Annotated in this window: 26 protein-coding genes; 1 reads left to right on the top strand and 25 read right to left on the bottom strand. The window is 31.0% G+C overall.

Features of this window, described 5'->3' with window-relative positions; translation table 11 throughout:
• A complete protein-coding gene (gene smpB, locus L992_RS00475; protein WP_047381423.1) occupies window positions 1-444 on the top strand; it encodes an SsrA-binding protein SmpB in 444 nt (147 codons plus the stop codon).
• A gap of 40 nt (window positions 445-484) precedes the next feature.
• Here the strand turns inward: smpB and L992_RS00470 are convergent, their stop codons facing one another.
• The 25 genes from L992_RS00470 to ruvB all read right to left on the bottom strand — a co-directional run bounded on the left by L992_RS00470 (window position 485) and on the right by ruvB (window position 24,153).
• Entirely contained in the window at window positions 485-1,786 is a 1,302-nt protein-coding gene (locus tag L992_RS00470; RefSeq protein ID WP_047381425.1) for an OmpP1/FadL family transporter, read from the bottom strand.
• A complete protein-coding gene (locus tag L992_RS13045; RefSeq protein ID WP_052193867.1) occupies window positions 1,776-2,369 on the bottom strand; it encodes a TetR/AcrR family transcriptional regulator in 594 nt (197 codons plus the stop codon). Before L992_RS13045 ends, L992_RS00470 begins: the two co-directional genes overlap by 11 nt.
• 213 nt (window positions 2,370-2,582) lie before the next feature.
• Entirely contained in the window at window positions 2,583-3,899 is a 1,317-nt protein-coding gene (locus L992_RS00460) for an amidohydrolase (protein WP_047381427.1), read from the bottom strand.
• 44 nt (window positions 3,900-3,943) lie between these two features.
• Window positions 3,944-4,411, bottom strand: coding sequence for a hypothetical protein (locus tag L992_RS00455; RefSeq protein ID WP_047381429.1), 468 nt, complete (start codon window positions 4,409-4,411; stop codon window positions 3,944-3,946).
• A complete protein-coding gene (locus L992_RS00450) occupies window positions 4,404-5,213 on the bottom strand; it encodes a DUF3100 domain-containing protein (RefSeq protein ID WP_047381431.1) in 810 nt (269 codons plus the stop codon). The genes L992_RS00455 and L992_RS00450 overlap by 8 nt, the downstream gene beginning before the upstream one ends.
• A 244-nt stretch (window positions 5,214-5,457) precedes the next feature.
• Window positions 5,458-6,744: a hypothetical protein gene (locus L992_RS00445; RefSeq protein WP_047381433.1), complete on the bottom strand. Its 1,287-nt coding sequence runs from the start codon at window positions 6,742-6,744 to the stop codon at window positions 5,458-5,460.
• Window positions 6,745-6,769: 25 nt separating this feature from the next.
• Window positions 6,770-7,189, bottom strand: a complete 420-nt coding sequence (locus tag L992_RS00440; RefSeq protein WP_047381434.1) for a YchJ family protein — start codon at window positions 7,187-7,189, stop codon at window positions 6,770-6,772.
• Window positions 7,179-7,571, bottom strand: coding sequence for a hypothetical protein (locus L992_RS00435; protein WP_047381436.1), 393 nt, complete (start codon window positions 7,569-7,571; stop codon window positions 7,179-7,181). Before L992_RS00435 ends, L992_RS00440 begins: the two co-directional genes overlap by 11 nt.
• Window positions 7,572-7,588: 17 nt before the next feature.
• Window positions 7,589-8,413, bottom strand: coding sequence for an NAD+ synthase (locus L992_RS00430; RefSeq protein WP_047381438.1), 825 nt, complete (start codon window positions 8,411-8,413; stop codon window positions 7,589-7,591).
• Between the two features lie 9 nt (window positions 8,414-8,422).
• Window positions 8,423-9,319 (bottom strand): ribosome biogenesis GTPase YlqF, encoded by an 897-nt coding sequence (gene ylqF, locus L992_RS00425; protein ID WP_047381440.1) that lies wholly within the window; start codon window positions 9,317-9,319, stop codon window positions 8,423-8,425.
• Window positions 9,320-9,331: 12 nt separating this feature from the next.
• Window positions 9,332-9,997 carry a 16S rRNA (cytidine(1402)-2'-O)-methyltransferase gene (gene rsmI / locus L992_RS00420; protein WP_047381443.1) on the bottom strand — a complete coding sequence of 222 codons (666 nt, stop codon included), beginning with the start codon at window positions 9,995-9,997 and terminating at the stop codon, window positions 9,332-9,334.
• An 18-nt stretch (window positions 9,998-10,015) separates the two neighbouring features.
• Window positions 10,016-11,290, bottom strand: coding sequence for a S41 family peptidase (locus tag L992_RS00415; RefSeq protein WP_047381445.1), 1,275 nt, complete (start codon window positions 11,288-11,290; stop codon window positions 10,016-10,018).
• Complete coding sequence (locus L992_RS00410; protein WP_047381447.1) at window positions 11,287-12,093, bottom strand: TlyA family RNA methyltransferase; 807 nt, start codon at window positions 12,091-12,093, stop codon at window positions 11,287-11,289. The genes L992_RS00415 and L992_RS00410 overlap by 4 nt, the downstream gene beginning before the upstream one ends.
• Complete coding sequence (locus L992_RS00405) at window positions 12,093-12,923, bottom strand: HD domain-containing protein (protein WP_047381450.1); 831 nt, start codon at window positions 12,921-12,923, stop codon at window positions 12,093-12,095. Before L992_RS00405 ends, L992_RS00410 begins: the two co-directional genes overlap by 1 nt.
• A complete protein-coding gene (dxs, locus tag L992_RS00400) occupies window positions 12,910-14,733 on the bottom strand; it encodes a 1-deoxy-D-xylulose-5-phosphate synthase (protein ID WP_047393881.1) in 1,824 nt (607 codons plus the stop codon). Before dxs ends, L992_RS00405 begins: the two co-directional genes overlap by 14 nt.
• 11 nt (window positions 14,734-14,744) lie before the next feature.
• Window positions 14,745-15,206: a divergent PAP2 family protein gene (locus tag L992_RS00395; RefSeq protein WP_047381454.1), complete on the bottom strand. Its 462-nt coding sequence runs from the start codon at window positions 15,204-15,206 to the stop codon at window positions 14,745-14,747.
• 22 nt (window positions 15,207-15,228) lie between these two features.
• The gene (gene yhbY / locus L992_RS00390; protein WP_047381456.1) at window positions 15,229-15,537 is read right to left on the bottom strand and encodes a ribosome assembly RNA-binding protein YhbY; all 309 of its coding nucleotides are present in this window, start codon (window positions 15,535-15,537) and stop codon (window positions 15,229-15,231) included.
• Window positions 15,538-15,574: 37 nt separating this feature from the next.
• Complete coding sequence (locus tag L992_RS00385) at window positions 15,575-17,521, bottom strand: ribonuclease J (protein ID WP_047393879.1); 1,947 nt, start codon at window positions 17,519-17,521, stop codon at window positions 15,575-15,577.
• Between the two features lies 1 nt (window position 17,522).
• Window positions 17,523-19,313: a penicillin-binding protein 2 gene (mrdA, locus tag L992_RS00380; RefSeq protein WP_047393876.1), complete on the bottom strand. Its 1,791-nt coding sequence runs from the start codon at window positions 19,311-19,313 to the stop codon at window positions 17,523-17,525.
• Window positions 19,310-19,705 carry a hypothetical protein gene (locus L992_RS00375; protein WP_047393874.1) on the bottom strand — a complete coding sequence of 132 codons (396 nt, stop codon included), beginning with the start codon at window positions 19,703-19,705 and terminating at the stop codon, window positions 19,310-19,312. The genes mrdA and L992_RS00375 overlap by 4 nt, the downstream gene beginning before the upstream one ends.
• Before the next feature lie 19 nt (window positions 19,706-19,724).
• On the bottom strand, window positions 19,725-20,726 hold the full coding sequence (locus L992_RS00370) for a hypothetical protein (protein WP_047393871.1): 1,002 nt from the start codon (window positions 20,724-20,726) through the stop codon (window positions 19,725-19,727).
• The gene (mtaB, locus tag L992_RS00365; RefSeq protein WP_047381466.1) at window positions 20,704-22,023 is read right to left on the bottom strand and encodes a tRNA (N(6)-L-threonylcarbamoyladenosine(37)-C(2))-methylthiotransferase MtaB; all 1,320 of its coding nucleotides are present in this window, start codon (window positions 22,021-22,023) and stop codon (window positions 20,704-20,706) included. The genes L992_RS00370 and mtaB overlap by 23 nt, the downstream gene beginning before the upstream one ends.
• Window positions 22,013-22,723, bottom strand: coding sequence for a 16S rRNA (uracil(1498)-N(3))-methyltransferase (locus L992_RS00360; RefSeq protein ID WP_047381468.1), 711 nt, complete (start codon window positions 22,721-22,723; stop codon window positions 22,013-22,015). The genes mtaB and L992_RS00360 overlap by 11 nt, the downstream gene beginning before the upstream one ends.
• Before the next feature lie 9 nt (window positions 22,724-22,732).
• Window positions 22,733-23,158, bottom strand: a complete 426-nt coding sequence (locus L992_RS00355) for an Rrf2 family transcriptional regulator (protein WP_047381470.1) — start codon at window positions 23,156-23,158, stop codon at window positions 22,733-22,735.
• A gap of 5 nt (window positions 23,159-23,163) precedes the next feature.
• Window positions 23,164-24,153, bottom strand: a complete 990-nt coding sequence (gene ruvB, locus L992_RS00350) for a Holliday junction branch migration DNA helicase RuvB (RefSeq protein ID WP_047381472.1) — start codon at window positions 24,151-24,153, stop codon at window positions 23,164-23,166.
• Window positions 24,154-24,161: the final 8 nt, after the last annotated feature.

Below are 24,161 nucleotides of genomic sequence, written 5' to 3'. Positions count from 1 at the left end.
ATGATATTAGCTAATAACAAAAAAGCATTTTTTGATTATTTTATTGAAGATAAGTTCGAAGCTGGTATTGAACTTGTTGGAAGTGAAGTTAAATCTATCAAAGCTGGAAAAACAAGTATAAAAGAGGCTTTTATTAGAATAATCAACGGAGAGATTTTTATAATGGGAATGACTGTAGTTCCTTGGTCTTTTGGTAGTGTTTATAATCCCGAAGAAAGAAGAGTTAGAAAACTTCTTCTGCATAAAGGAGAAATAAAAAAACTGCATGAGAAAGTTACACAAAAAGGTTATACAATAGTTCCTTTAAATATACACCTTTCAAAAGGATATGTTAAAGTTGAAATTGCCTTAGCTAGAGGTAAAAAGAATTATGATAAACGTGACTCTTTAGCTAAAAAAGATCAGCAAAGAACAATTGAAAGAGCTGTTAAAGATAGAGATTAAAATTATAAAAGCAGATGATTTACGTCATCTGCTTTTTTTATTAGAATTTATATATCGCTGCTAATCCAATTGCACTAACACGCTTTTTATATGTTATATCTTTTAAATTCTTATCAGTTTTGTATTGAACAAATGAGTAAGTTCCCATTATATCAAGCTGAGAATTATACTTGTACTTAGCTCCCATCGAATACATATCAGCATCTAAAACATAATCTGTATCTGTGTAAGTTTTCTCATTTGCTCCAGTATTTGTATACTGATATCCTGTCATAAGAGTCCACTTCTCATTTAGTTCATAGTCTACTCCTACCGCCACTTCATAACCATTATCGTAGTGATCAAAGTTTCCTAAATCATCTCCAGCTTCTTTTATAAAGTAGTAGTTACCTGAAGCTAATAAAGTAGTTTTTTCTGTTACTTTATAAGAGGCTCCTAAAGCTGCTACTGCCGGTAAATTTCTTCTTCCACTTCCCTCTGACATCCACTGCTTTATAGCTGGATCTTTTCCAATTATATCATAAAACTTATCTCCCAATACCCCTACAGAATCCTTAAAACCTTTTCTTAATTTAGATTCTTTATTATCAAAATCTAACTTTGTTTCTGTTTCATATCTCATAGCTAGATTAAATTTGTCATTTGGATGATAGTTTAATCCAAATATTCCAGAAGCTCCAAAAGCTGTTCTTTCTGAATCTATATCAAACTTAGGATTTACTTTTAAGTTTGGAATATCCTTGTATGCAATTTCAAAGTTTCCTTCACCTTTAAACTTTCTTTCTGCATCAATCAATCTCAATCCAACTGCTCCACTCCAAGTTTCGTTAAACTTTCTTGCTATTCCCCCTTGAAAAGCAACATAATATGATTGTCCATGAATTGTGGAACCTGATAAAAATTTTGCTTCGAATTTTTCACCTAACATTCCTTCAAATTTATCTGCTATCTCAGGAAAAGTAGCTATTCCTCCACCATAAGCAACACTACCTCCACCAGCTATCGCTCCTGCATGGAAAAAGTATGCTGTATCTCCAGCTTTTTTTACAATTTGTACACTTGGAACAGCTGGTGATGCTTTATCACTTTTAAACTTTTCTCCATTATACTCCATACTATAGTCTTTCAAATGTGTTTGATTGTTAACTTGAATATACGTTCCATCTTCTAACCAAACTAGTCCCGCTGGATTATAATAAGCTCCTGATACTCCAATTTTACCTACCATAGCTGGATGTGCTAAATACTCTGCATCTTGTTGTGAAAGATAATCTATACTTCCTGCAAAACTATTTACTGATAGTATTACTCCTAATATCATTAATTGTTGTTTAAATTTCATTCTCTCTCTCCTTCGTCATTTCTAAAGCTTTATTTATTAGTAGGTTTCCCATTTCTATAACCTCTGTTTTAAATGTTTCAAATTCTATTTCTGGATAAAAACCTGTACAAATTAAAGTTGCATATCCATGTGAAAAATACCAACCTTTTTTTATAACCCATTCAATTATATCTACAGGAAATTGATTATACTCTTTATTGTTATTAAATCCATTGTAAATAAGATTTCTAAAGTCATCCATAATCTCATCCATAAACTCTCTAGGTAATCCTTCTCTTAAAAAAATAGTTCTAAATAGTGCTTTCTCCTCTTTTGCAAAAAGACATATCCCTATCCCTATGTTTAAAAGAGATAAATCTGTATAATCACGTTTTGTATATTCAAAAAGTTTTGTTTTTGCTTTTTTTGAAAGTTCATTCTTTAATTCATCCATAGATTTAAATGCTGAATAAATTGCGATTGTAGAAACTCCCAATTTTTTTGCTACATTTCTTGCTGTAACCTCTTTTAAGTTCTCATTATTTAAAATTTCATATGCACTCTCTAATATTTCATCCCTACTAAAATTAGGTTTTCTTCCCATAATAATTCTCCTATATGTTATGTTATTTTTAAACACATCCTATATTATATCTCATAAAACAAACAAATACAAACACTTTATTATATATCACTGTTATGAAATTGTTTGCCATTTTACAAAACAGTGTTATGAAATTGTTTGAATATAACAAAAAGAGGCTAGTTTTCTAGCCTCTTCCATATGAGAAATTATTAAAATAAGTTACTATTTTTATTAAGCTTTTATAACTTTATCATTTGATTGCATGAATTCTAAGTATTGCTCTTTTGTCATAACTGGTTTAAAGTTATCTAAAATTTCTTTTGCTTTTTTACCTTCCGCAAATAATAGATCTACAACTGTTAAAGCTAAAGCCTTAGCTGGCATTAAAATTGCAATTTCATCATCAACAGTTTTAAACTCTCTTGTATGAAGAGCTCCATTAATTCCACCGAACATAGGATGTAACGTTGGCATTATGTGTGATACATCTCCAAAATCAAATGACCCTGTAAAGTCTCCACCTTTTATCATATCATCTTTCAATCCTAAATACTCTAAGTTACCCTCTAAAACATCTTCCATTGAATCATGCTTTAATATTGGTAAATATCCTGGAAGTTCAGTTATTTCTATCTCTGCACCTACAGCATATGCTCCTGCTGTTAATCCTCTATTTACTTTTTTATTAGCATCAATCATTCCTTCGATTGTTCTAGCTCTTACATATGCTTCCATTCTTACATCAGCTGGTACAGAGTTAACTATATCTCCACCTTTTGTTATAATAGGATGGAATCTAACTCTATCGCTATCTTTAAACGTTTCTCTTTGAGCGTGTACATTATTAATTCCTAACATCGCTGCATTTAAAGCATTTATCCCTTCGTGAGGAGCTGATCCTGCATGAGATTCTTTTCCTATAAATTTAACAGTTTTTCCTATAAATCCATTACTCACTGGTCCTGTTAAAACTTTTTTATCTCCTAAATCTAAAGCGTGGAACATTACAGCCATATCAACATCATCAAATGAACCGTTATATATCATCTCTTGCTTTCCACCGAAGTATTTTATCTTTCCTTCTTCTCTTAATTTAGTTCTATACCCTAACTCTACGAACTCTTCTGCTGGAGTTGCCATAAAATCTACTTTTCCACCTAGCTCTGCTAAAATACCAGATTTTACAAGTCCTGTTGCTGCACCTAACATTCCAGCAATTTGGATATGATGACCACAAGCGTGAACTGCTCCTAACTCATTAGAATCAGCATGATCACTACATGATATTGCATCTAGTTCTCCTAGAATAGCAACTTTAGGACCCTCTATATCTTTATTAGATCTTGCTCTACATCCTGTGTATGCAATCCCTTCTTCAACTTCTAACCCTAACTCATTTTTAAAGTAGTTTGAAACTATCTCTGTTCCTTTAAACTCTTTATATCCAAATTCTGGATTATCATACATAGCCTTTCCAGCTTGTAAAATAACTTCTCTATTTTCATCAATAGCTTTTATTACTCTCTCTTTAATTTCATTTAAGTTCATAGTTTTCTCCTTAACCCTAAGTAAATCTTAATCGATTTTTATAATTAAATTGCTCCTTGTAACTTTAATACCGTTTGAGCTATTAAAGCACATGCGAAGAATATTGTAGTAAATACTACTACTGCGATTATTACAATCTTCCAAGACATCGCTTTCAGTTGCTCTATTTTATCTCCCACAGATATTCCTGCAAAAGCTAATAGAGGTGTACAAAGTGGCATAAATTCAACTGTTCCTATTTGTGGTGCAAAGAATTTTGCAATTGGTAACGCTGGAATACTTACAATCATTCCAACTATTGTTGATAATGCATATGCTGGTAGTGGGAACTTTGGAAAAGCATCCTTTACAGCAAAACATAGTAATGCTAAAGCAATGATTAAAAACATTCCTGGTATTGCACCTATAAACTGTTTTTGTAATCCTATAGCTTGCCCTGCTAATACGATAACTCCTGTTATCGACATAAGTATAAAGTATAATATATATTTTTTAAGATCTAAACTACGCATTTTGTTTCACTTCCTTTTTTGCAAACTTTGGAGATAGTTTTTTATAATACCACTCTGTGAATGGTAATGATATAAATACAAGGATATTAACTCCTGTTAATCCTGATAACATATTACTTGTTGATGCGTATGCAAATACCTGTTCTGCATACTCTGGTCCAACAACTTCAGCTAACGATGAAGCTGCTGCTGTCATCATACTTCCACTTCCTACCCCACAAGCCATTCCTAAAGCTAACGGATGTAACCCTGAGTAAATAGATAATGATCCTAAGATTCCAAAGTATATTGTTCCTACAATTGTTCCTGCTAAGTATACTCCTAAAACTCCACTTCCTTCTGGTGAGGCTATTCCATATTTTTCTCCAATTACTCCAAGTGAAGCTTCTCTACTAATACTTGATCCAGCTCCTATTGCTTCTCTATTTAATCCTAATTTTAAAGCCAATGGAACTGCTACTAATGGAGCTAAAACATGTCCAAACTCTTGAGCTAAAAATGCTGGTCCAGCTTGGATAATTTTATCTAAATTAGGACCTACGAAAGTTCCTAACTTTATCCCTAACATTAAAAGAATCAACATAACCATATCACTAGCTATCTTCATCTCTTTCTCTCCAATAATCTCTCTCAATTTTGCTACTTTTTTTCCTAATAAATCTGGTGTTAATGCCATTCCAATAATAACCGCAAATAACATTGGGAATAACGCTACTTTTCCCAATTGAATTTTTCCAATTTTCTCACAAACTAGTGAAATAATTGTTACAACTAAAAAAACATTAATTGTGTTCTTGTTCATAGTACTCACTCTTCCTTAATTTAATTTTTTCCCTATAAGACTTTGTCTTTAATAGGCCCTTAATTTCAACAATGAAATAATACTATTTTTTTGATATTATGTCAAGGTTTTTTTCGAATTTTTTATTTTAAAACAAATTTTATTGTTCCATTTCAGAACTTTAAGTGTTTGTAAACTTAAAAATAAAGGAATAAAAAAAGGATTTGGTCCTTTAATATCCCAAATCCTTTCTATATAACTTATGTTAAAATTTAAATTTTATAACTCTTCTAGGACGCCCAGCTTTAGAGCATACTTCATACTCAAAAATCTCTGCAAATCCATTATCAATTATTGGTTTTACAATTCTATTTACACTTCTTTCTGTTATTTCTAAAAGTTCTGCCAACTCTTTACTTGTAAACTCTTTCTTTCTAAAACTTTCTTGTAACGCTCTTATCTTAGAAAGATATTTTGCTGTTATTCCAATTTTTTTCGCTTCTTTTTCTATACTATCACTTATTTTTGTGACATAGTCATATCTATTTTTTTTATAAAGAGGGCCTCTTATTTTATTATCAGAAAAAAGATAAACTTCACCTTTTTCATTCATCAAACTTATATTTAAGGCTTTTTTTGCATTAACAGATGCTTCTTGAATACTCTCAGCATAGCCTACTCCTACAGATATTTTCCCACCTAAAATAGAAACTTCATTCAATAATTTTAAAAAGCTCATCTCACTATCTTTAGTTTCTAAAATTCTCTGAGTTGTAAAAAATATGTATTCATCTTCTAGTAATTCTTGAAAACTCCCATGTAACTCTTTAGAATATTTTAAAAATATTTGATTTAACTTCATTCTAAATGCACTTTTGTCATAATAGTTCTCATCTTTTCTAAGTTTTTTTGCAACTTTTAAAATTTTAACTCCAATTCTGTTTTTAGAATTTTCATTTATTTTTATATCTTTCAATAAAACTTCCATCTGATTTACTATCTCATTTTTAGTAGCTTGCAATCTATAAACTGGTTTATTCTTTTTTTTGAAATAATCATAAACATAACCAAATGCTGTTAATACAAATTGCACTTCTCCTCTAACAAAATTTTTGATATGCTCATCTAAAAAATCAGACTCTGTTTTATCAACTTCATACTCCTGAACATTTATACTTTTCAAAGATATCCCAAACTCTTCTAAAGTATCTAATAAAACGTCTCTCTCTACTATATCAAAACCTATTTTCAAATTACTAATTTCTGAATAATCTTCTCTCAATTCCCAAAGAGCCTTCAAAACACTCCCTGCTTCTCTATTTGAATAAACCATTGGAACATCTATATTTAACTTGCTCACAATCTCTGAATGAACTCCTATTCCTGTAGAAAAAATACCTTGAACTCTTCCCTTAAGTTCCTTTAAATTTTCTACGAAACTACCTAGTTGTTCTATCTCGTATGCTATAAACTGTATCTGAGGATATTGAGGTTCCAAAGTTTTTAAAATCTTTTTTACGGAATCAGGGTAACCCACAATAGCAATTCTCATTTACTACTCTCCCTAAATAAAAGTTTTACTTTCCACAACACTTTTTAAATTTCTTCCCAGAACCACAAAGGCAAGGGTCATTTCTTCCTATTTTTTCCTCTTTAACAATAGTTCCTTGAAGTGGTAACCACCCAAAATACATCCATTGTCCATCAACTTTTAAAAATTGACTTTTTTCATGATGAACAACATCTTGTCCATTCTCTTTATAAAAAGCTTTAAACTCTACAATACCTTCTGAGTCCTCTTCTTTTCCACCTTCTGTTGAAACTATCTCTAATCCTAACCACTCAGAATTTAAAGCCCATTTTTTTGTTTCTTCAACATCCATATCAGACTTACTATCTGGATGATGAGTATCCACTATAAACTCTATATTTCCAGTTTCAAAAGCATTATATCTTGCTCTCATTAGCTCTTCAGCGGTTTTAAAATTATTTACCATCTTGATTTGGCTCCTCTACTTTTTTTAATGTGTCTAATTCTTTTTCAATTTTTTTAACCTTTTTATAAATCTCATTTATTCTGAACTCTAAAGAGTTTAATATCCAAAATTGGAAATGACTAGCTCTTTGTGACTCATAAAACATCCAAATTAGTTTTATAACACTAAATAAAATCGCAACTTGAACTGCTAATGTTGGAGTAATTCTATTAAAAATACCTCCTAAAACTAACAATGCAACTATTATAGCAATCAATAAACTATTAACTATCTTATTTTGTTTACTACTTGAACCGCCTATTTGACCAACAATATTTCTAATTCTTTCCTTTTCTTTTTGGAACTCCTGTAACTCTTCCCTTAATTGCTCTTCCCCTCTCAAATTTAGTCCTCCTTATTTTATACTCCCCAATCTCTAGGATATCTAAACTCTCTTCCTATAGTTCTAGTCGATACCTTTGCTATTAGAGGTAGTTTTCTTTTGTACTGTGACATCTTAATCTTCCAAATGATTTTGTTTACAATCTCTTCAGAATACCCAGCTTCAATTATATCCTCTTTTTTTTCTCTCTCGTCTATTAAAGAATATAAAATTTCATCAGCTAAAGCATATGAAAATCCTAATTCACTCTCATCAGTTTGCCCTTCCCATAGGTCCGCACTCGGTTTTTTATCAATAAGTGCTTCTGGTACTCCCATATGTCTTGAAAGTTCCCAAACTTGTGTTTTATAAAGATCTCCTATAGCATTTATAGCTGATGCGGCATCTCCAAACTGTGTACTATATCCTAATAACATCTCTGTTTTATTTGATGTCCCTAAAACTAAAGCTCTCTCTTTTGCTGAGTAGTCAAATAAAATACACATTCTTTCCCTTGCCATTCTATTACCTTTTCTCAGTCCATCCATATCTGGATTCATATCAAAATATGGTTCAACCATTGGAGTTATCTCGATTAATTTTGATTGTATTCCTAAATCTTCTACTACTAGTTTTGCGTGTTCTACACTTTCTTTACTAGAAGTTTTATAAGGCATTAGTATCCCTAAAACATTTTCAGGCCCAAAAGCTTTGGCTGCTAAATAGGCAACTAATGCTGAATCTATTCCTCCTGATAATCCTAATACCACTTTAGAAAATCCAACTTTATTAGCTTCCTCCTTTAAGAAATTAACTAATATATTTTCAACTAAACTTAAATCTAAATCCAATTTATGACTCATTTTTATCTCCTACTTATATAAGTTTTTAATCTGCTCTGCTATATCCATATCTAAACCAAACTTACCTAACTTTGAAGCTCTATAGTCTCTAAGTACTGTATATGTCGCTTGTTGTACATTAGGATTTCCACCTTTTTGTAACATATTCATTCTTACTGCTATTGATTCTATTATTGCTCCTGTTACTTGTTCAAAGTCTTCGTCTAAAAGTTTATATTTATCTTTTAAAACATTCTTTTTACCCATTTTTAGCATCTTTTCAATTAAAAGACATGCCACTTCATCGATTGGAAGAATCTCATCTCTTATTGCTCCCGTTATAGCTAAGTTATATCCAACCTCTTGATTTTCAAATTTAGGCCATAAAATTCCAGGAGTATCTAATAATTCTAGACCCTCTTTTATTCTTATCCATTGTTTTCCTCTAGTAAATCCTGGTTTATTTCCTACTCCAGCACTATTCTTACCAACAATTCTATTTATAAGTCTAGATTTACCAACGTTTGGTATCCCAGCAATCATTAATCTCGTGTTAACTTTTCTTAATCCCTTTTTAAGCATCTTATCTTTTTTCTCTTTAGATACTTTATCAATAATTGTATATAGAGTTTTTATATTAAATCCTGTCTCTGCTGAAAGTTCTAAAACTTCATCTGCAAAGTTATTTTCTTTAAAGAACTTTTTCCAGAAATTTAACTCCTCTTTCGTTACTAAATCAGCTTTATTTATAACAATTACTCTTTTTTTATTTTTAGCAAATCCAGCTATATCAGGATTCTTACTTGATAAAGGAATTCTTGCATCCACAACTTCAAGAACGATATCAATTAAAGGCATATTTTCCTTTATTAAGTCCTTTGTTTTTTTCATATGTCCTGGATACCAGTTAATTTTTGTCATTGACATTTTTTCTCACCTCTATTTTTCATTACCCTTTATTAAAAGAACTATCTCTCCCTTTATAGGATTTTGAGATAACTTTTCTATTAACTCTGTAGTTGTCCCTCTTAAAATTTCTTCATATATCTTAGTAATCTCTCTTACTATTACAACCTCTCTCACACCAATAAAAGTCTCTATATCTCTTAGTGTTTTTTCTATTCTGTGCGGAGATTCAAAAATAACTATTGTTCTCTCTTCTGTAGCTAATGATTTTAAAAGTGTTTGCCTACCTTTTTTCTTTGGTAAGAACCCTTCAAAACAAAATCTTCTTGTTGAAATTCCAGCTACTGAAGCTGCTGCTGTCATTGCACTTGGTCCAGGAATTGGAATTACCTTTATTCCTCTTTTTAAAGCCTCATCAACAACTTCAAATCCAGGATCCGATATACAAGGTGTTCCTGCATCTGTTACTAACGCTATTTTATTTCCATTCTCTAACATATTTGCTATATTAGAAACTTGGTGCATCTTCGTATGCTCATCATATCTATATACTATCTTCTCTATTCCTAAATGATTTAATAACTTTTTTGTAACTCTTGTATCCTCTGCAAAAACAAAGTCTACCTCTTCAAATGTTTTTATCGCTCTTAAAGTTATATCATCTAAATTCCCTATAGGCGTGGCTACTATGTAAAGCATTTTTTACCTCATTTCCTCTTATTTTTTTAAAAGCTTATCCATCTCTTCAACAGCTTTATCTAATTGGATATCACCTTTTGAAATAATCTTTTTAGCTTCCTCTTCTCCCTTTACTTCTTTTATAATCTCATTTCTATTCTCTTTAGTCTCATCTTCATTTATGTTTGTTACAAACCCATTGAAGAATAGGAAATCATCTTTTTCCTCAACTAAAATATCTGGTTCGATTCCTGTTCCATGAATAGAAACTCCACTTGGAGTATAGTACTTAGCTATTGTTAATTTTATTCCATCTCCATCCGGTAATGGTAAAAGTGTTTGAACACTACCTTTTCCAAATGTTTTCTCTCCAATTAAAAGACCTCTTTTATAATCTTTTACTGCTCCTGAAACTATCTCAGATGCCGAAGCACTTCCTTCATTTATTAATACAATCAGTGGGAAGTCTCCAAAATATTTACCTTCTCTGTAAGCTACCTCTTCATCTCCTGTTTTACCTTTAGTACTTACAATTCTTCCTTCTGGTATGAACATAGATGAAATTTTTACAGCTTGACCTAAAGATCCTCCAGGATTACTTCTTAAATCAAAGATTATTCCTTTTGCACCTTTTTTAATTAATCCTTCTAATTCCTTACGAAGATCTTTATAAACATCTTCTCCAAATTGAGTCAATCTTAAATATCCAATGTCTTTTCCAATCATCTTGCTTTTAACATATTTTAATTGAATAATAGATCTTTTTAATTCGACCTCTTTAGTCTCCTTAGCTTCCTCTCTATAAACTGTAAGCTTTACTGAAGTTCCTGGTTCACCTTTTAATTTTTTTACACTTTGTTCACTCGTTAATTTATAAGTACTCTCTCCATCAATAGCTATAATTTTATCTTTAGCTCTTATCCCTGCCAAATACGCAGGTGTATCTTCTATTGGAGAAACAACTAGTAAAGGTTCATCTGCTTTTTTCTGTATTACCATACCTACTCCAGCATATTTACCCTCAATATCCTCTTTAAAACTTTCTAGTTCCTCTTTTGTAAAATAATTAGAATGTGGATCATCTAAAGATTCCATCATTCCTTTTAAAGCTCCTTGCATCAAAGTTGTATTTGTAGGATCTTTTTCAGCTCCTACATGATTTTCTTTTATTATGTTCATAATATCAGAAAGTTCTTTTAACTCTTTTATATTTGCAATAAATCCATTATCTACAGAATATGATGGCACTGTATTTGCAATCATGATTCCTGATAAAAGTAGTGCTACTCCAGTATTTCTTAACAGTTTTATCATAAGGCTCCTCCCAAGTTCTTTCCTAGCTTTACAACTGACTCTATGTTAATATGAGATTCTTCATCCCCTATCTCAAATAAAGAGATATATTCAACATTTCCTTTTGTTCCTGTTATTGGTGAGAAATCTAAAGCTTTTAATCTTAATCCTGATTTTTTAGCTTCCTCTATTACCATCTCTATTGCCATTATATGTTTTTTGCTATCTTTTACTATTCCACCTTTTTCAATATTTTCTTTTCCTACTTCAAATTGTGGTTTTATTAAAGCCATTAATTTTGTTTCGTCTTTAAAGAATTTTATTAGGTGTTCGATAACTTTTGTAATCGATATGAACGATACATCCATAACTATATAGTCCACTTTTTCATTATCCAACTCATCTAAAGTTAAATCTTTTATATGAGTATTTTCTAAAGATTTTACTCTTTCATCATTTCTCAATTTCCAATCTAACTGATTTGTTCCAACGTCTACAGCATAAACAAAAGATGCTCCATTTTGTAAAGAACAATCTGTAAATCCACCAGTTGATGAACCTACATCTAACACTTTTTTTCCTTGTAAATCTAAATTGAAAACAGTGATGGCTTTTTCTAATTTCATTCCACCACGACTAACATATTTACAAGCGTCACCTTTAACTCTAATTACTGGTTCCTCATCTATTTTTATAGATGTTCCAGGTTTATCTATTTTTTTATCGTTTATTATAACTAAACCAGCCATAATAGCTCTCTTTGCTTTTTCTCTAGTTTCATAGAATCCCTTTTCAACTAGTAGAACATCTACTCTTTCTTTCATTACTGCACTTCCTTCTCAAAAATCTTGTCATCCTCTAAATAATTTAATAGCGGATTCTCTAAAATAAGATTTTCAAATCCTAATCTATCAACTGCTTTTATTAGTTTTTCAGTTTCTCTAACTCTTTTCGTAAAGAAATCATCACCGATAGGAATTTTTTTCTTACTTTTATAGTATCCCAATAGCTGTTTTGTATTTTTTAATCTTAATTCATGCTTGGCTCTTTTTAAACGATCTTTTATAACGCCTGTTGTGCAATTAAATTTTTTAGCTACATCGTCTATATTCATTCCATCATTCATAAGTCTTAATATCTTATCAGCTCCGATAGGATTTATTCTATGATATTTTGCAGAATACATATCCGCTCTATGAACTATATGAGCTTCCTTTGTATTTGGTTGTATCTTACCCCATTTTCCATGATGAGATATAACTATGTGAGTTATATTCTTTTTTATCTTATCGACAATCTTTAAATTTAAAGATTCCTCTATTTCAGATAAAACTTTCTCAGCTTCTTTTATGATATATTCAGGTTTTTTTATCATCATTTGCGAATGAGATAGTTTCTCATCAGCTTTTCTAATGCTTCCCTTACTCAAATCATGTATTATAACTCCAACTACAATTGAGAAAAATTCTACTTTTTCTCTTGCTTCTCTTAAATCTCTGTAATCTCTTCTTATCTCTTCAAAAGATATTTTTAAAACGTCGTACGTATGCGTAGTTACTTTAACTCCTTGATCATCATGGTGGTCTAAATCTAAGACCATCTCATGGTTTAATAGAAGTTTTATAAACTTCAGTGCATTACTATTTTTCGCCATTAATGCTACCCTCAATTCTCTCTATTAGTTTTTTACCTCTTAGACCATAATCCTCTAACAGTATGTTTCTTGACCCATGAGGTATTGCTACACTATTCAATGCTATTTTATTTATATTAATTTTTATTTTTTTCTCATTTAAAAATCTTAATATTTCATCACCAAATCCACCTCTTTCATAACCATCCTCAAAGGTGAATATATTCTCATACTTTGAAAACTCATCTAAAATAAAGTTTTCATCTAGAGGTCTTATAGATGAACAGCTAACAATAGTTCCTCCTAAACCTCTTTCTAAAAGTTCTTTTTCTATACTTAAAATCTGTTCTAACATTGCTCCTGTTGTTAAATAAAGATTTTTTTCTCCTCTTTTTACTTCTTGCCATTTTCCAATTTCAAATTCAAAATCAGCCATTCCTTCTAACTCAAAAGCATTTCCTCTAGGGAACCTTATTGCTAAAGGTGATTCTTCAAAATTTTTGGAAAACTCTAAAATACTTTTCAGCTCTTTTCCTGTTGTTGGAGCTAAAACTTTATAGTTTGGCATAGTTAAAAACATATTGATATCATGAATTCCTTGATGTGTTTTTCCATCTTCTCCTACAATTCCAGCACGATCAACTATGAATCTCACTGGTAGATTTTGTAATCCAACATCATGTATCAATTGATCGATAGCTCTTTGGAAAAATGTCGAATATATTGCTACATATGGCTTTTTTCCTGATATAGCTAATCCTGCCGAAAATGTCACACCGTGACCCTCTGCTATACCTACATCAATACATCTTTCTTCAAATCTATTTTGAAACTCACCTAATCCTGTTCCTTTTACCATTGCTGCTGAAATGGCATATATATTTTGATCCTTTTCAGCCAACTCTACTAATTTTGATCCAAAAATATTAGAATATGTTTCGCCACCTGATTTAACCTCACCTGTTTCTGGATTGAATGGCGATATCCCGTGAAACTTTTCTTTGTTTTCCTCTGCTAATTGGAACCCTTTTCCTTTTTCTGTTTTTACATGAATAAAAACTGGTCCCTCCATCTCCTTAGCTCTGATTAAATTCTTTATCAACTCTTCTAAATTATGTCCATCAATCACGCCTAAAAATTGATAACCTAATACTTCCGATATACTCGAAGGCAAGAAAAACTGCTTTACTGAATGTTCAATTCTTTCTAAAACACTTTTCACTTGGTTCCCAACTTTTCCTTTGCTCATAACACTTCTGACATCTTTTCTTATATTCATATAAGCGTTACTTATCATCAATTTACCGAAAAAATTAGAAAGTGATCCTACATTTTTTCCAATAGACATCTCATTATCATTTAGTATAACTATTAAGTTTTTTAAATTTTCACCAATATTATTTAAAGCTTCCAAAGAGTGTCCATTAGCAATCGATGCATCACCTATAACAACTATAACTTTTTGATTTGGATTTGCTTTCGCTATTCCAGCTCCTGCAGATAAAGCACTTCCTGCATGTCCAGCTATAAAGAAGTCGTATTCACTCTCTTTAGGATCAGAGAATGGACCAATTCCACCTTTTGTTCTTAATGTTTTAAATCTCTCTTTTCTACCTGTTAATAATTTATAAACATACGACTGATGCCCTACATCAAACAATAATTTATCTTGAGGAAGATTAAAAACTTCCATAATTGCTTGTGTCAGCTCTACTACACCTAAATTTGGTGCCAAATGCCCACCATTTTTACTTGTTATTTCTACCAATATATCTCTTATCTCTTGGCTTTCATTTTGTAACTTACTAATATATTGTCTGTCTATCTTCATTTTTTCCATCCTTAAGCTTGTATATAACCCTTAAATACAAAGGCTACTACTACTCCTAATATAGCCCCCACTAATACTTCTAATGGACTGTGCCCTAAAAGTTCCTTTAGTTTTTCATCATGTAATCTCTCTCCAACTTTTGCCGCAAATCTATCCAGCAAAGTGTTTAAAAGTCCAGCATGTTTTCCAGCTGCTCTTCTTATCCCAGCTGCATCATACATAACTACCCCTGCCAAAACAAACGAAATAGCAAATATTGTACTCTGTGTTCCATGAGCTAATGCTACCGCTGTACTTAATGATGACATAGTTGAAGAGTGGGAACTTGGCATTCCTCCAGTTTCAAAAATTCTCTTTATATTTAATTTTTTATCAATAAATATTGTAGTTATAACCTTATAAAACTGGGCAATGAACCAAGCTATAAACACTACGTCTAGAATTCTATTTCCTAAAATTATTCCTTTTTCCATAGTTTCCCCACTCTCTTCTTTTTTATTTTACTGCTTTTAATTCTAGTGATATTGTCGGTTTATCTTGATTTTCTTTATAGAATATTATAGTTCTTCCTATTATTCCTACAACTTCTGCACCAATCATATCTGCTATTTGATAAGCTACTTCATTCTTATCAGCTTCTGAATTTTGAAGTATTTTTACTTTTATTAACTCTCTAGGAATTAGTGCATCTAAAACACCTTGTGCTAAAGTTTCAGAGAATCCCTCTTTCCCTATTCTGAATATTGGCTCTAAATTGTGAGCTCTCTTTCTTAAAAATGCTCTTTTTTTGCTTGTTAAACTCATTTTCTCTCCTCTTAATCTCTCTTAAATTTAATTATATTTATACATCCATAATTATAGGTAAAATAACTGGTGTTCTTTTTATTCTATTATAGAAGAACTTACTTGCTAGGTCTCTTACACTATTTTTTATAACTGTCCAATCTTTTATTGCTCCATCTTCAAATTCTTTTAATTTAACTCTAATTTGTTCATTAGCTTCATTTAAAATCTCATCTGAATCTCTTGAGTAAACGAATCCTCTCGTTACTATGTCAGGTCCACTTAATACTTTTCCTGTTTCTTTATCTAGAGCAAACACCACAATAACTACTCCATCTTGAGATAATTGTTGTCTATCTTTTAAAACGATATGTCCTATATCTCCTACACCAAGTCCATCAACTAAAGTTGCTCCTGCATTTACTTTTCCTTTAATTTTAGCACTTGATTTAGTTACTTCAACTTTACTTCCATTTGTTGCTATCACAACATTATTTTTTGGAACTCCAGTTTCAATCGCTGTTTCTTTATGAGCTTTTAGCATTTTAAACTCTCCGTGAACTGGCATAAAATGCTTTGGCTTAATAAGGTTAAGCATAAGTCTTTGCTCTTCTTTACTCGCATGACCAGAAACATGGATTCCTGCTATTTTCTTAAATACAACTTCAGCGTCATATTTTAAAAGATTATTTATATTGTTTGATACAGCTCTTTCGTTTCCTGGAATAGGAGTAGCCGATATAATTACTGTATCTCCCTCTTTAACTTTAGTATGCTTATGCATATTTTTGGCGATTCTTGAAAGAGCAGCCATAGGCTCTCCTTGTGTTCCTGTACAAAGAATAACAACTTTATTGTCTCTCATTTTATCAACATCAGATAAATTTATCATTATATTTTCAGGAAGTTTTAAATATCCTAAAGATGATGCTATATCAAATACTTTTATTAAACTTCTTCCATCGATTGCAATTTTTCTTCCATGCTCGTTTGCTATGTTTACGATCTGCTGTAATCTATGTACATGAGAAGCAAATGCAGCTATGATTATTCTTCCTTTAGCTTTTGCGAATTCAACTTTAAAGGCTTCTCCAACACTTCTTTCTGATGGTGTAAAGCCATCTATCTCAGAATTTGTTGAATCTGAAAGTAATAAATCTACTCCCTCTTCTCCAATTTGAGCCAGTCTTAAGAAATCTACTCCGTCTCCTCCTACAGGAGTTAAATCTATTTTGAAATCTCCAGTATACATAACCCTTCCAGCTGGAGTTGTAACAACTACTGCGTAAGCATCAGCTATTGAGTGAGTAACACTTATAAACTCAACTTCAAAGTATTTACCTACTTTAATTTTATCTCTACCTTTTACTTCTCTCATTTTAGGAAGAATTTTTGAAACCTCTCCACTTTCAAATTTAGATTTAATTAAAGCCAGAGTTAATTTCCCTCCATGAACAGGAACGTTTCTATCTATCTTTTGATATAGATATGGAACCGAACCTATATGATCCTCATGACCATGAGTTATAAATAGACCCTTTATCTTATCTTTGTTACTTTCAATATAGCTAAAATCTGGTATTACTAAATCAATACCCAACAATCCGTCATCAGGGAAAGTTACTCCTGAGTCAATTATTATTATCTCATCTCTATACTGAACTAAAGTCATATTTTTTCCAACCTCATCTAGTCCACCAAGAGGAATAACATACATTTTCTCTTCTTTCTCAGTTTTAACCACCGGTTTTTTTACCTCTTCCTGTACTTCAGCTTTTTTTGGAGCTCTTCTTCTTGGAGGTTGCGGTTTTTGCTCTTGAACTTTTTTAGTTTCTTGAGTTGTTACTATTTTCGCTTCTACTTGCTTCTTTGTTTCAGTTACAACATTTTCTGTCTGAGCTACTTGAGTTTTATCAGTTTGCTTAGGCTTGTTGTAATATTTTCTACGTCTTGGTTTTTTCTTTGCTACTTCTTTCTCCTTTTCAACAATGTTCTCTAAATTCATTTTATTTTATCTCCTCATTGTAATATTCCAAATATTTATCTACAAATTTTTTAGCAACTCCTCCAGCAACACTTCCTCCTCCTCCTGCTCCTTCTAAAAGAACAGTAAAAACTATTTCAGGTTGTTTATCTGCTGGGAAATATCCTGCAACAAGAGCATGTGTTTCATCAAATCTTGAGTTTTGTGCTGATCCACTTTTTGCTCCTACAACTAATCCTTTTGTTCTTAATGCTTTTGTTGTACCATTATTTTTTTCGACAGTGTTTATCAAAGCTTGATTTAAAGCATCATAATACCAACTAGGATAGTTTGTTTCATATAAAACCTTTGGTTTTATATCTATCTTCTCTTTTCCATTTTCCATGTAATCTACAACATGAGGAACATATGCTTTTCCACGATTTGCAAGTCCCATATACGATACAGCTACCTGCATAGGTGTTGCTAATAAGTATCCTTGACCTATAGATAAAATTATAGTATCCCCTTTAAACCACGATTGTTTAAATCTAGATCTTTTCCATTTTTCACTTGGAAGTATTCCTGATCTTTCACCAAAAACATCTATCTGTGAAAGTTTTCCATAACCAAAGCTACCTGCAACTTCAATTATAGGTTCATGTCCAAACTGATCTGCATATCTATAATAATATGGATTAACTGATTCAACTATCGATTTATCAAAGTCAACTGTTCCATGTCCACCTTTTTTCCAAGCTCTCCAGCTCCACTTTCCAATACTATAAACTCCATTGTCATAGATTTTAGTTTTAGGGTCTAGTCCATTGTTAAAAAATGCAAAAGCTGAGAACGGTTTAAAAACAGATCCTGGTGGATATTCTCCTGAAATACTTTTATTTGTTAAAGGTTTTCTCGAATCATTTGTTATCTCATCCCATTCCTCTTGAGAAATTTTAGAGCTAAATGTTGTTAAAGAGTAAGTTGGATAGCTTACCATAGTAAGAACTTTTCCTGTCTGAGCCTCTAACGCTATTATAGATCCTGATAGATTTTCCTCTTCAAATATTTTTTCCATATACTCTTGTAGTCTCATATCTAAAGATAGATGTAGATTATATCCTGGTGTTGGATCTTTACTTTTTTCTATCTTTTGGGCTCTATTTAAAGCATTTACCTCGATATAATCGTATCCTGGTTTTCCTTTCATTTGTAAATCATAAACTTTTTCAATCCCTGTTTTCCCTACGATATCCCGTGGCGAATATCCTTGTTCTTTAAGTGTTTCATACTCTTTTTCTGTAATTTTTTTTACATACCCAATTGTATGTGCTGCTAATGAGTCATATATATATTTTCTCTTAGAATAACTTTGAACTTCTAAATATGGATAGTCTCCGATTTTTTCCATTAACTTATGAGCTAACTGTAAATCCAAATCATCGATCAAAATATTTTCTTTTGTGTACGGAACAATCTCTCCATATTTTATTCTTCTTTGTAAATACTCTGGAGCATACCCTGTAGCTTCAGCCATCTCTTTTAATTGCTCTTCATTTACAGTTCTTTGGTTTAAGTATACCAATCTATACCCTAAAGTATTTGTTACAACAAGTTCTCCATTTGAATCATATATGTTTCCTCTTTCAGCGTCAATTTTTCTTAATTTAACTCTATTTTTTTGAGCTAAATAGTTGTACTTATCTTTTTTTATAATTTGTAAATACGCCATTCTACTTCCTAGTAAAACAAAAACTAGAAATACGAACACCTTATATATTTCTCCTCTAAATTCAAAGCTTTTCCCTAACTTTATTCCAAGATCTTTTTTCACTTAGTTGCTCTCCTCATATATAACAAATTAATTATAAAATAAAATATCGAAAGAAACAGTATATCAACTACAACAAAAGGTATATCCACATAAAATTTCCAAGTTACAATCTGTAAAAGAGAAAGTACATAGACGTTTCCTATGTTATAATCAAAATTTATAAAGTATAGGTGATAAAAAACTATATTCAATCCTACAAATAAAAATGCATATGCAGGCTCTCTTGAATGTAGAGCTAATATAACTGCTAACACGGGAAATAAAAATGCTATTTTTTTATCTTTTCTATACGATAAATAAGCCAAATAAGGCATTATTAAAAAACCTTTCGATGTTGTTTGAGGAATGTTATCCAATATAAAAATAAATAAAATTGAGATAAAATCTAGCATTTTCACTCCTTATGATTCCTTAGTCTATTAAAATATTTATTCTATTATTTAAAGCATTATTCTCTAACATATTTGTTATGTTTAATCTTTTTGCAATTTTTAGTGCTGTATAATAATCCTCTTTATTGTATTCAATAACTGATTTATCTAAGCTTTTAGTTTCTTCTTTCAATGAAAGATTTTTATATCCCGAAGCTTCTAAATCTTTCAGCGCTGACTTAGCTTCTGCCGAAGTTCCTTTGATATCTATTTTAAAATCTATATCTTTCTCTCTACCAAGAACTAGAACAACACTTGCTAAAGTTGGCATTCCTGTATCCTCTTTAATCTTGAAATATTTTTCATTTATATTCGCCAAAACATTTTCAATATTCTCTTTACTGATTTCATTAATTTCAATTAGACTATACTCTGTGTTTTTTTCATAGTTTGCTGCAGTATATGTTAGAGATAGTTTATTTTTTAAATTCTCACCTGTTTTTCTAGCATACCCACCAACACCATTTGCATTTAATATATCTACAACTAAATTTGTAGAACCTTTTAAATTTCCACCATATAAATCAGCAAATAAAGATTGTGTTCCTGATGTTAAAATATACTTTTTATTATCTATTACCATCTCAGGAATATTTCTAGCGTTTTTTACATTTAAAGCTACCTCACTATATCTTACAACCTTATAGTTTTCAACTTTTTCAGGCAAAAAATTATTTATAGAATCTATTACCATTTTATAATTCTTAGAGTCCACCAGTTTTTTTATTGTTGTCTCTTTATCTATTTGTACGTCAAATGGTATTTTAACTGCTAATTTATCCTCATAGACAACAATTATATTATTTTTTCCTATGATTGCATATCTATCCCAGTCCTCTAAATTTTTTCCACTTCTATTTAAATTATATGTCAAAAATGCTCCTAACATACCAATCACTATAAGGGCTAATAAAAGCCCTCCTAGTGTTTTTCCTGTTTTTGTTTTTTTCTTTTGTCTATTAAGCCCTTTTTCCCTTCTCATCTGCGATTAGTAACTCCTTTTCTAAATTTGAAATCTCTACTTTTACTAATTCATTTACATTTGATGTTGCATTTGACGTTTTCACTCTCAAATAATTTTGGCTATATCCATATGAACATCCATCATCTTTTATCTCTTCTACTAAAACTTCTAATTCCTGTCCTAAGTACTTTTCTCTTCTCTCTTTAGACATCTCTTTTCTTAAAGTTTCCAAAATCTCTGCTCTTTTTTTCTTTACATTTCCATCTATTTTATCAGTGAATGTATTTGCTAAAGTTTTTTCTCTATCTGAGTATTGGAAAACATGTAAATCTGAGAATCCTATACTTTTAATTACTTCATAAGTATTGTTAAACATTTGATCTGTTTCACCTGGGAATCCAACAATAACATCAGCTGTATATTCCATATTCTCAACATTCTCTCTTAATTTAAGTAATCTCTCTTGAATAAGATCTGCACCATAATTTCTTCTCATTCTCTCTAAAACTGTATCATCACAAGATTGTAGAGATATATGTAGATGTGGCATCAATTTTTTATTCTCTCTCATTATCTCTATAAATCTATCAGAGATTTTATCCGGATACATCGACCCTATTCTAACTCTTTCAACACCCTCTTGCTTTACTACTGTTTCTAATAAAGTTTCTAAATTTACATCTGAATCTAAATCTTCTCCATAAGCACCTAAATTAATACCTATTATTATAAACTCTTTAAATCCTTCTTTTGTTAAAACTTCAATCTCTTTGCATATGCTTTCTAAAGAACGAGATCTACTCTTTCCTCTTCCAAAAGGTATTTTACAATAAGAACAGAAATTATTACATCCATCTTGAATTTTTATGTACGCTCTAGACATCTCTCTTAACGTCGCAAATTCATACTCTTCATATTTTCTTTCTTCAAATATATTCTCTGTTAAAACTTTTGATTTTTTGTTCTCGATATCTTGAATAAAATCTACAAGACCACTTTTATTACTATTTCCTACAACAAAATCTATCTCTTCGATTTCTAATAACTCTTTTGAATTTGTTTGAGCATAGCATCCTGTTACTATTACAATAGAATCCGGATTCATTTTCTTTGCTCTTCTTAAAACATTTCTTGTCTTTTTATCAGCTACACTAGTTACTGTACAAGAGTTTACGATATAAATATCCGATTTATTTTCAAACTCTTCCTCTTCATACCCTACTTTCATTAACTGATTTTTTATACTTTCGCTTTCATATTGGTTAACTTTACATCCTAATGTGTAAAATGCAACTTTTTTTGTATCAATACTCATTTACTAATATTCCTCCTACTATAATTGAGGCAGTCTCAGCTCTTAATATTCTCTTCCCCAGAGACACAGGTGTAACACCCTTTTCTTTTAAAAACTCAATCTCCTCTTTTTCAAATCCCCCCTCTGGACCAACTATATATAAAACCTTTTTAGGTTTATTTTCAATTTTATTCAATATATTCCTTAAAGAGTTCTCCTCTTCACACTCATAAGGAACAACAGCTAAATCATAACTATCTATATTCAACTCTGATAATTTTTTAGGTTCTTGAATCTCTACTAACTTTACTGCTTGGCACTGCTTTGTCGCTTCTTTTACAATTAAGTCCCACTTATCTTTTTTTTCTGTTATTTTAGCTACACCTCTTTTTGTTAAAAGCGGTATTATTCTAGTTACTCCAATCTCTGTTAACTTTTGAATCGTTAAATCCATTTTGTCATTTTTCAAAATACCTATTGCTGCATCTATCTCTACTGCAGATGAGAATCTGTCCTCATTTTTCTCTATAATTTTTGCTTCGATAACTTTCTTTTCAATTGATAAAACCTCACAGATATACTCATACTCACCATCTACGGCTCTTATTACCTCACCTATTTTTATTCTAAATGCATTTTTTAGATGATTAATATCATTTTTATCAACAATTTCTATTATTTCGTTTGCTATATTTTCATTAGATATTATAACACTTATCATTATAAACTCCTATATCATATCCTTATTTTTTATCAGCTCTGCTAAAGTTGTTCCTTCTAAAATTTTTGTCATAGCTATATCTAGCTTACTCCAAATACAAGACGTTGAACATTCATCATCTATACAAGAACAATTTTTACTTTTATTATTTTCATTACAATCAATAACCTTAACTTCCTCATCTAAAATTTTATAAAGTTCGTGTAAAGTTATATCTTCTGGTTCCATAGAAAGTTTATATCCTCCATTTGGTCCCCTTTTCCCTTGAATTATATTCTCATTTTTCAATTTAAATAAAATCTGCTCTAAATATTGAACCGAAATATCTTCTGATTCAGAAATCTCTTTTATACGAGCTAAATTTCCTTTTTGAGAAGCCTCTGCAATATATACTAATGCTTTTACACCATATCTAACCTTTGTACTTATTTTCATCCTCATTACTCCTTTATCTCAAAATGATTATAAGCTTTCTCTGTAACCATTCTACCACGACTAGTTCTTTTTATATAACCAATTTTAACTAAGTAAGGCTCATAAACCTCTTCAATTGTCCTTCTGTCTTCTCCTAACATTAAAGCTAGGGTTTCAATTCCTACAGGACCACCACCATAATTTTCAATTATAGATTTTATTATATCTCTATCGAGCTCATCTAATCCTTGTTTATCAACGCCTAAAATATTCAATGCTTTAACAGTACTATTAAAATCTACAACACCATTTCCTTTTATTTCACAATAATCCCTTACTCTTTTTAAAAGTCTATTTGCTATTCTTGGAGTTCCTCTGCTTCTTAAAGCAATCTCCTTTGCACCATCCTCTTCGACTTTCACTCCTAAAAGAGCTCCACCTCTTTTTACAATTCCTTGAAGCTCCTCTTCTTTGTAGTAATCCATTCTATGAACTACTCCAAATCTATCTCTCAGCGGAGAACTTAAAAGACCAGCTCTTGTTGTTGCTCCTATAAGCGTAAATGGTGGCAGCTCTATTCTTATAGATCTTGCTGAAGGACCTTTTCCTATTATTATATCCAACTCTCCATCCTCCATAGCTGGATATAATATCTCTTCAACCGATGTATTCAATCTATGAATTTCATCTATAAATAAAATATCATTCTCTTCTAAAGATGTTAAAATAGCTGCTAAATCCCCTGCTTTATCAAGTATTGGTCCTGAAGTTATTTTTAAGTTAACTCCCATTTCGGTTGCAATTACTCCAGCTAATGTCGTTTTTCCAAGCCCAGGAGGTCCATATAAAAGAACGTGATCTATACATCCACCTCTTCTTTTAGCTGCTTCTATAAAAATTTCCATTTTTTCCTTTAAAGATTCTTGACCAATATATTCAATTAAACGTTTTGGTCTTAAACTCTTTTGAACTTCACCTTCATGATCTAACTCTTCATTAGAAACTACTCTATCCATTTTTTCTC

This window comes from Cetobacterium sp. ZOR0034, from assembly GCF_000799075.1.
Taxonomy (GTDB): Bacteria; Fusobacteriota; Fusobacteriia; order Fusobacteriales; family Fusobacteriaceae; genus Cetobacterium_A.
This window is presented reverse-complemented; position numbering and strand designations above follow the sequence as displayed.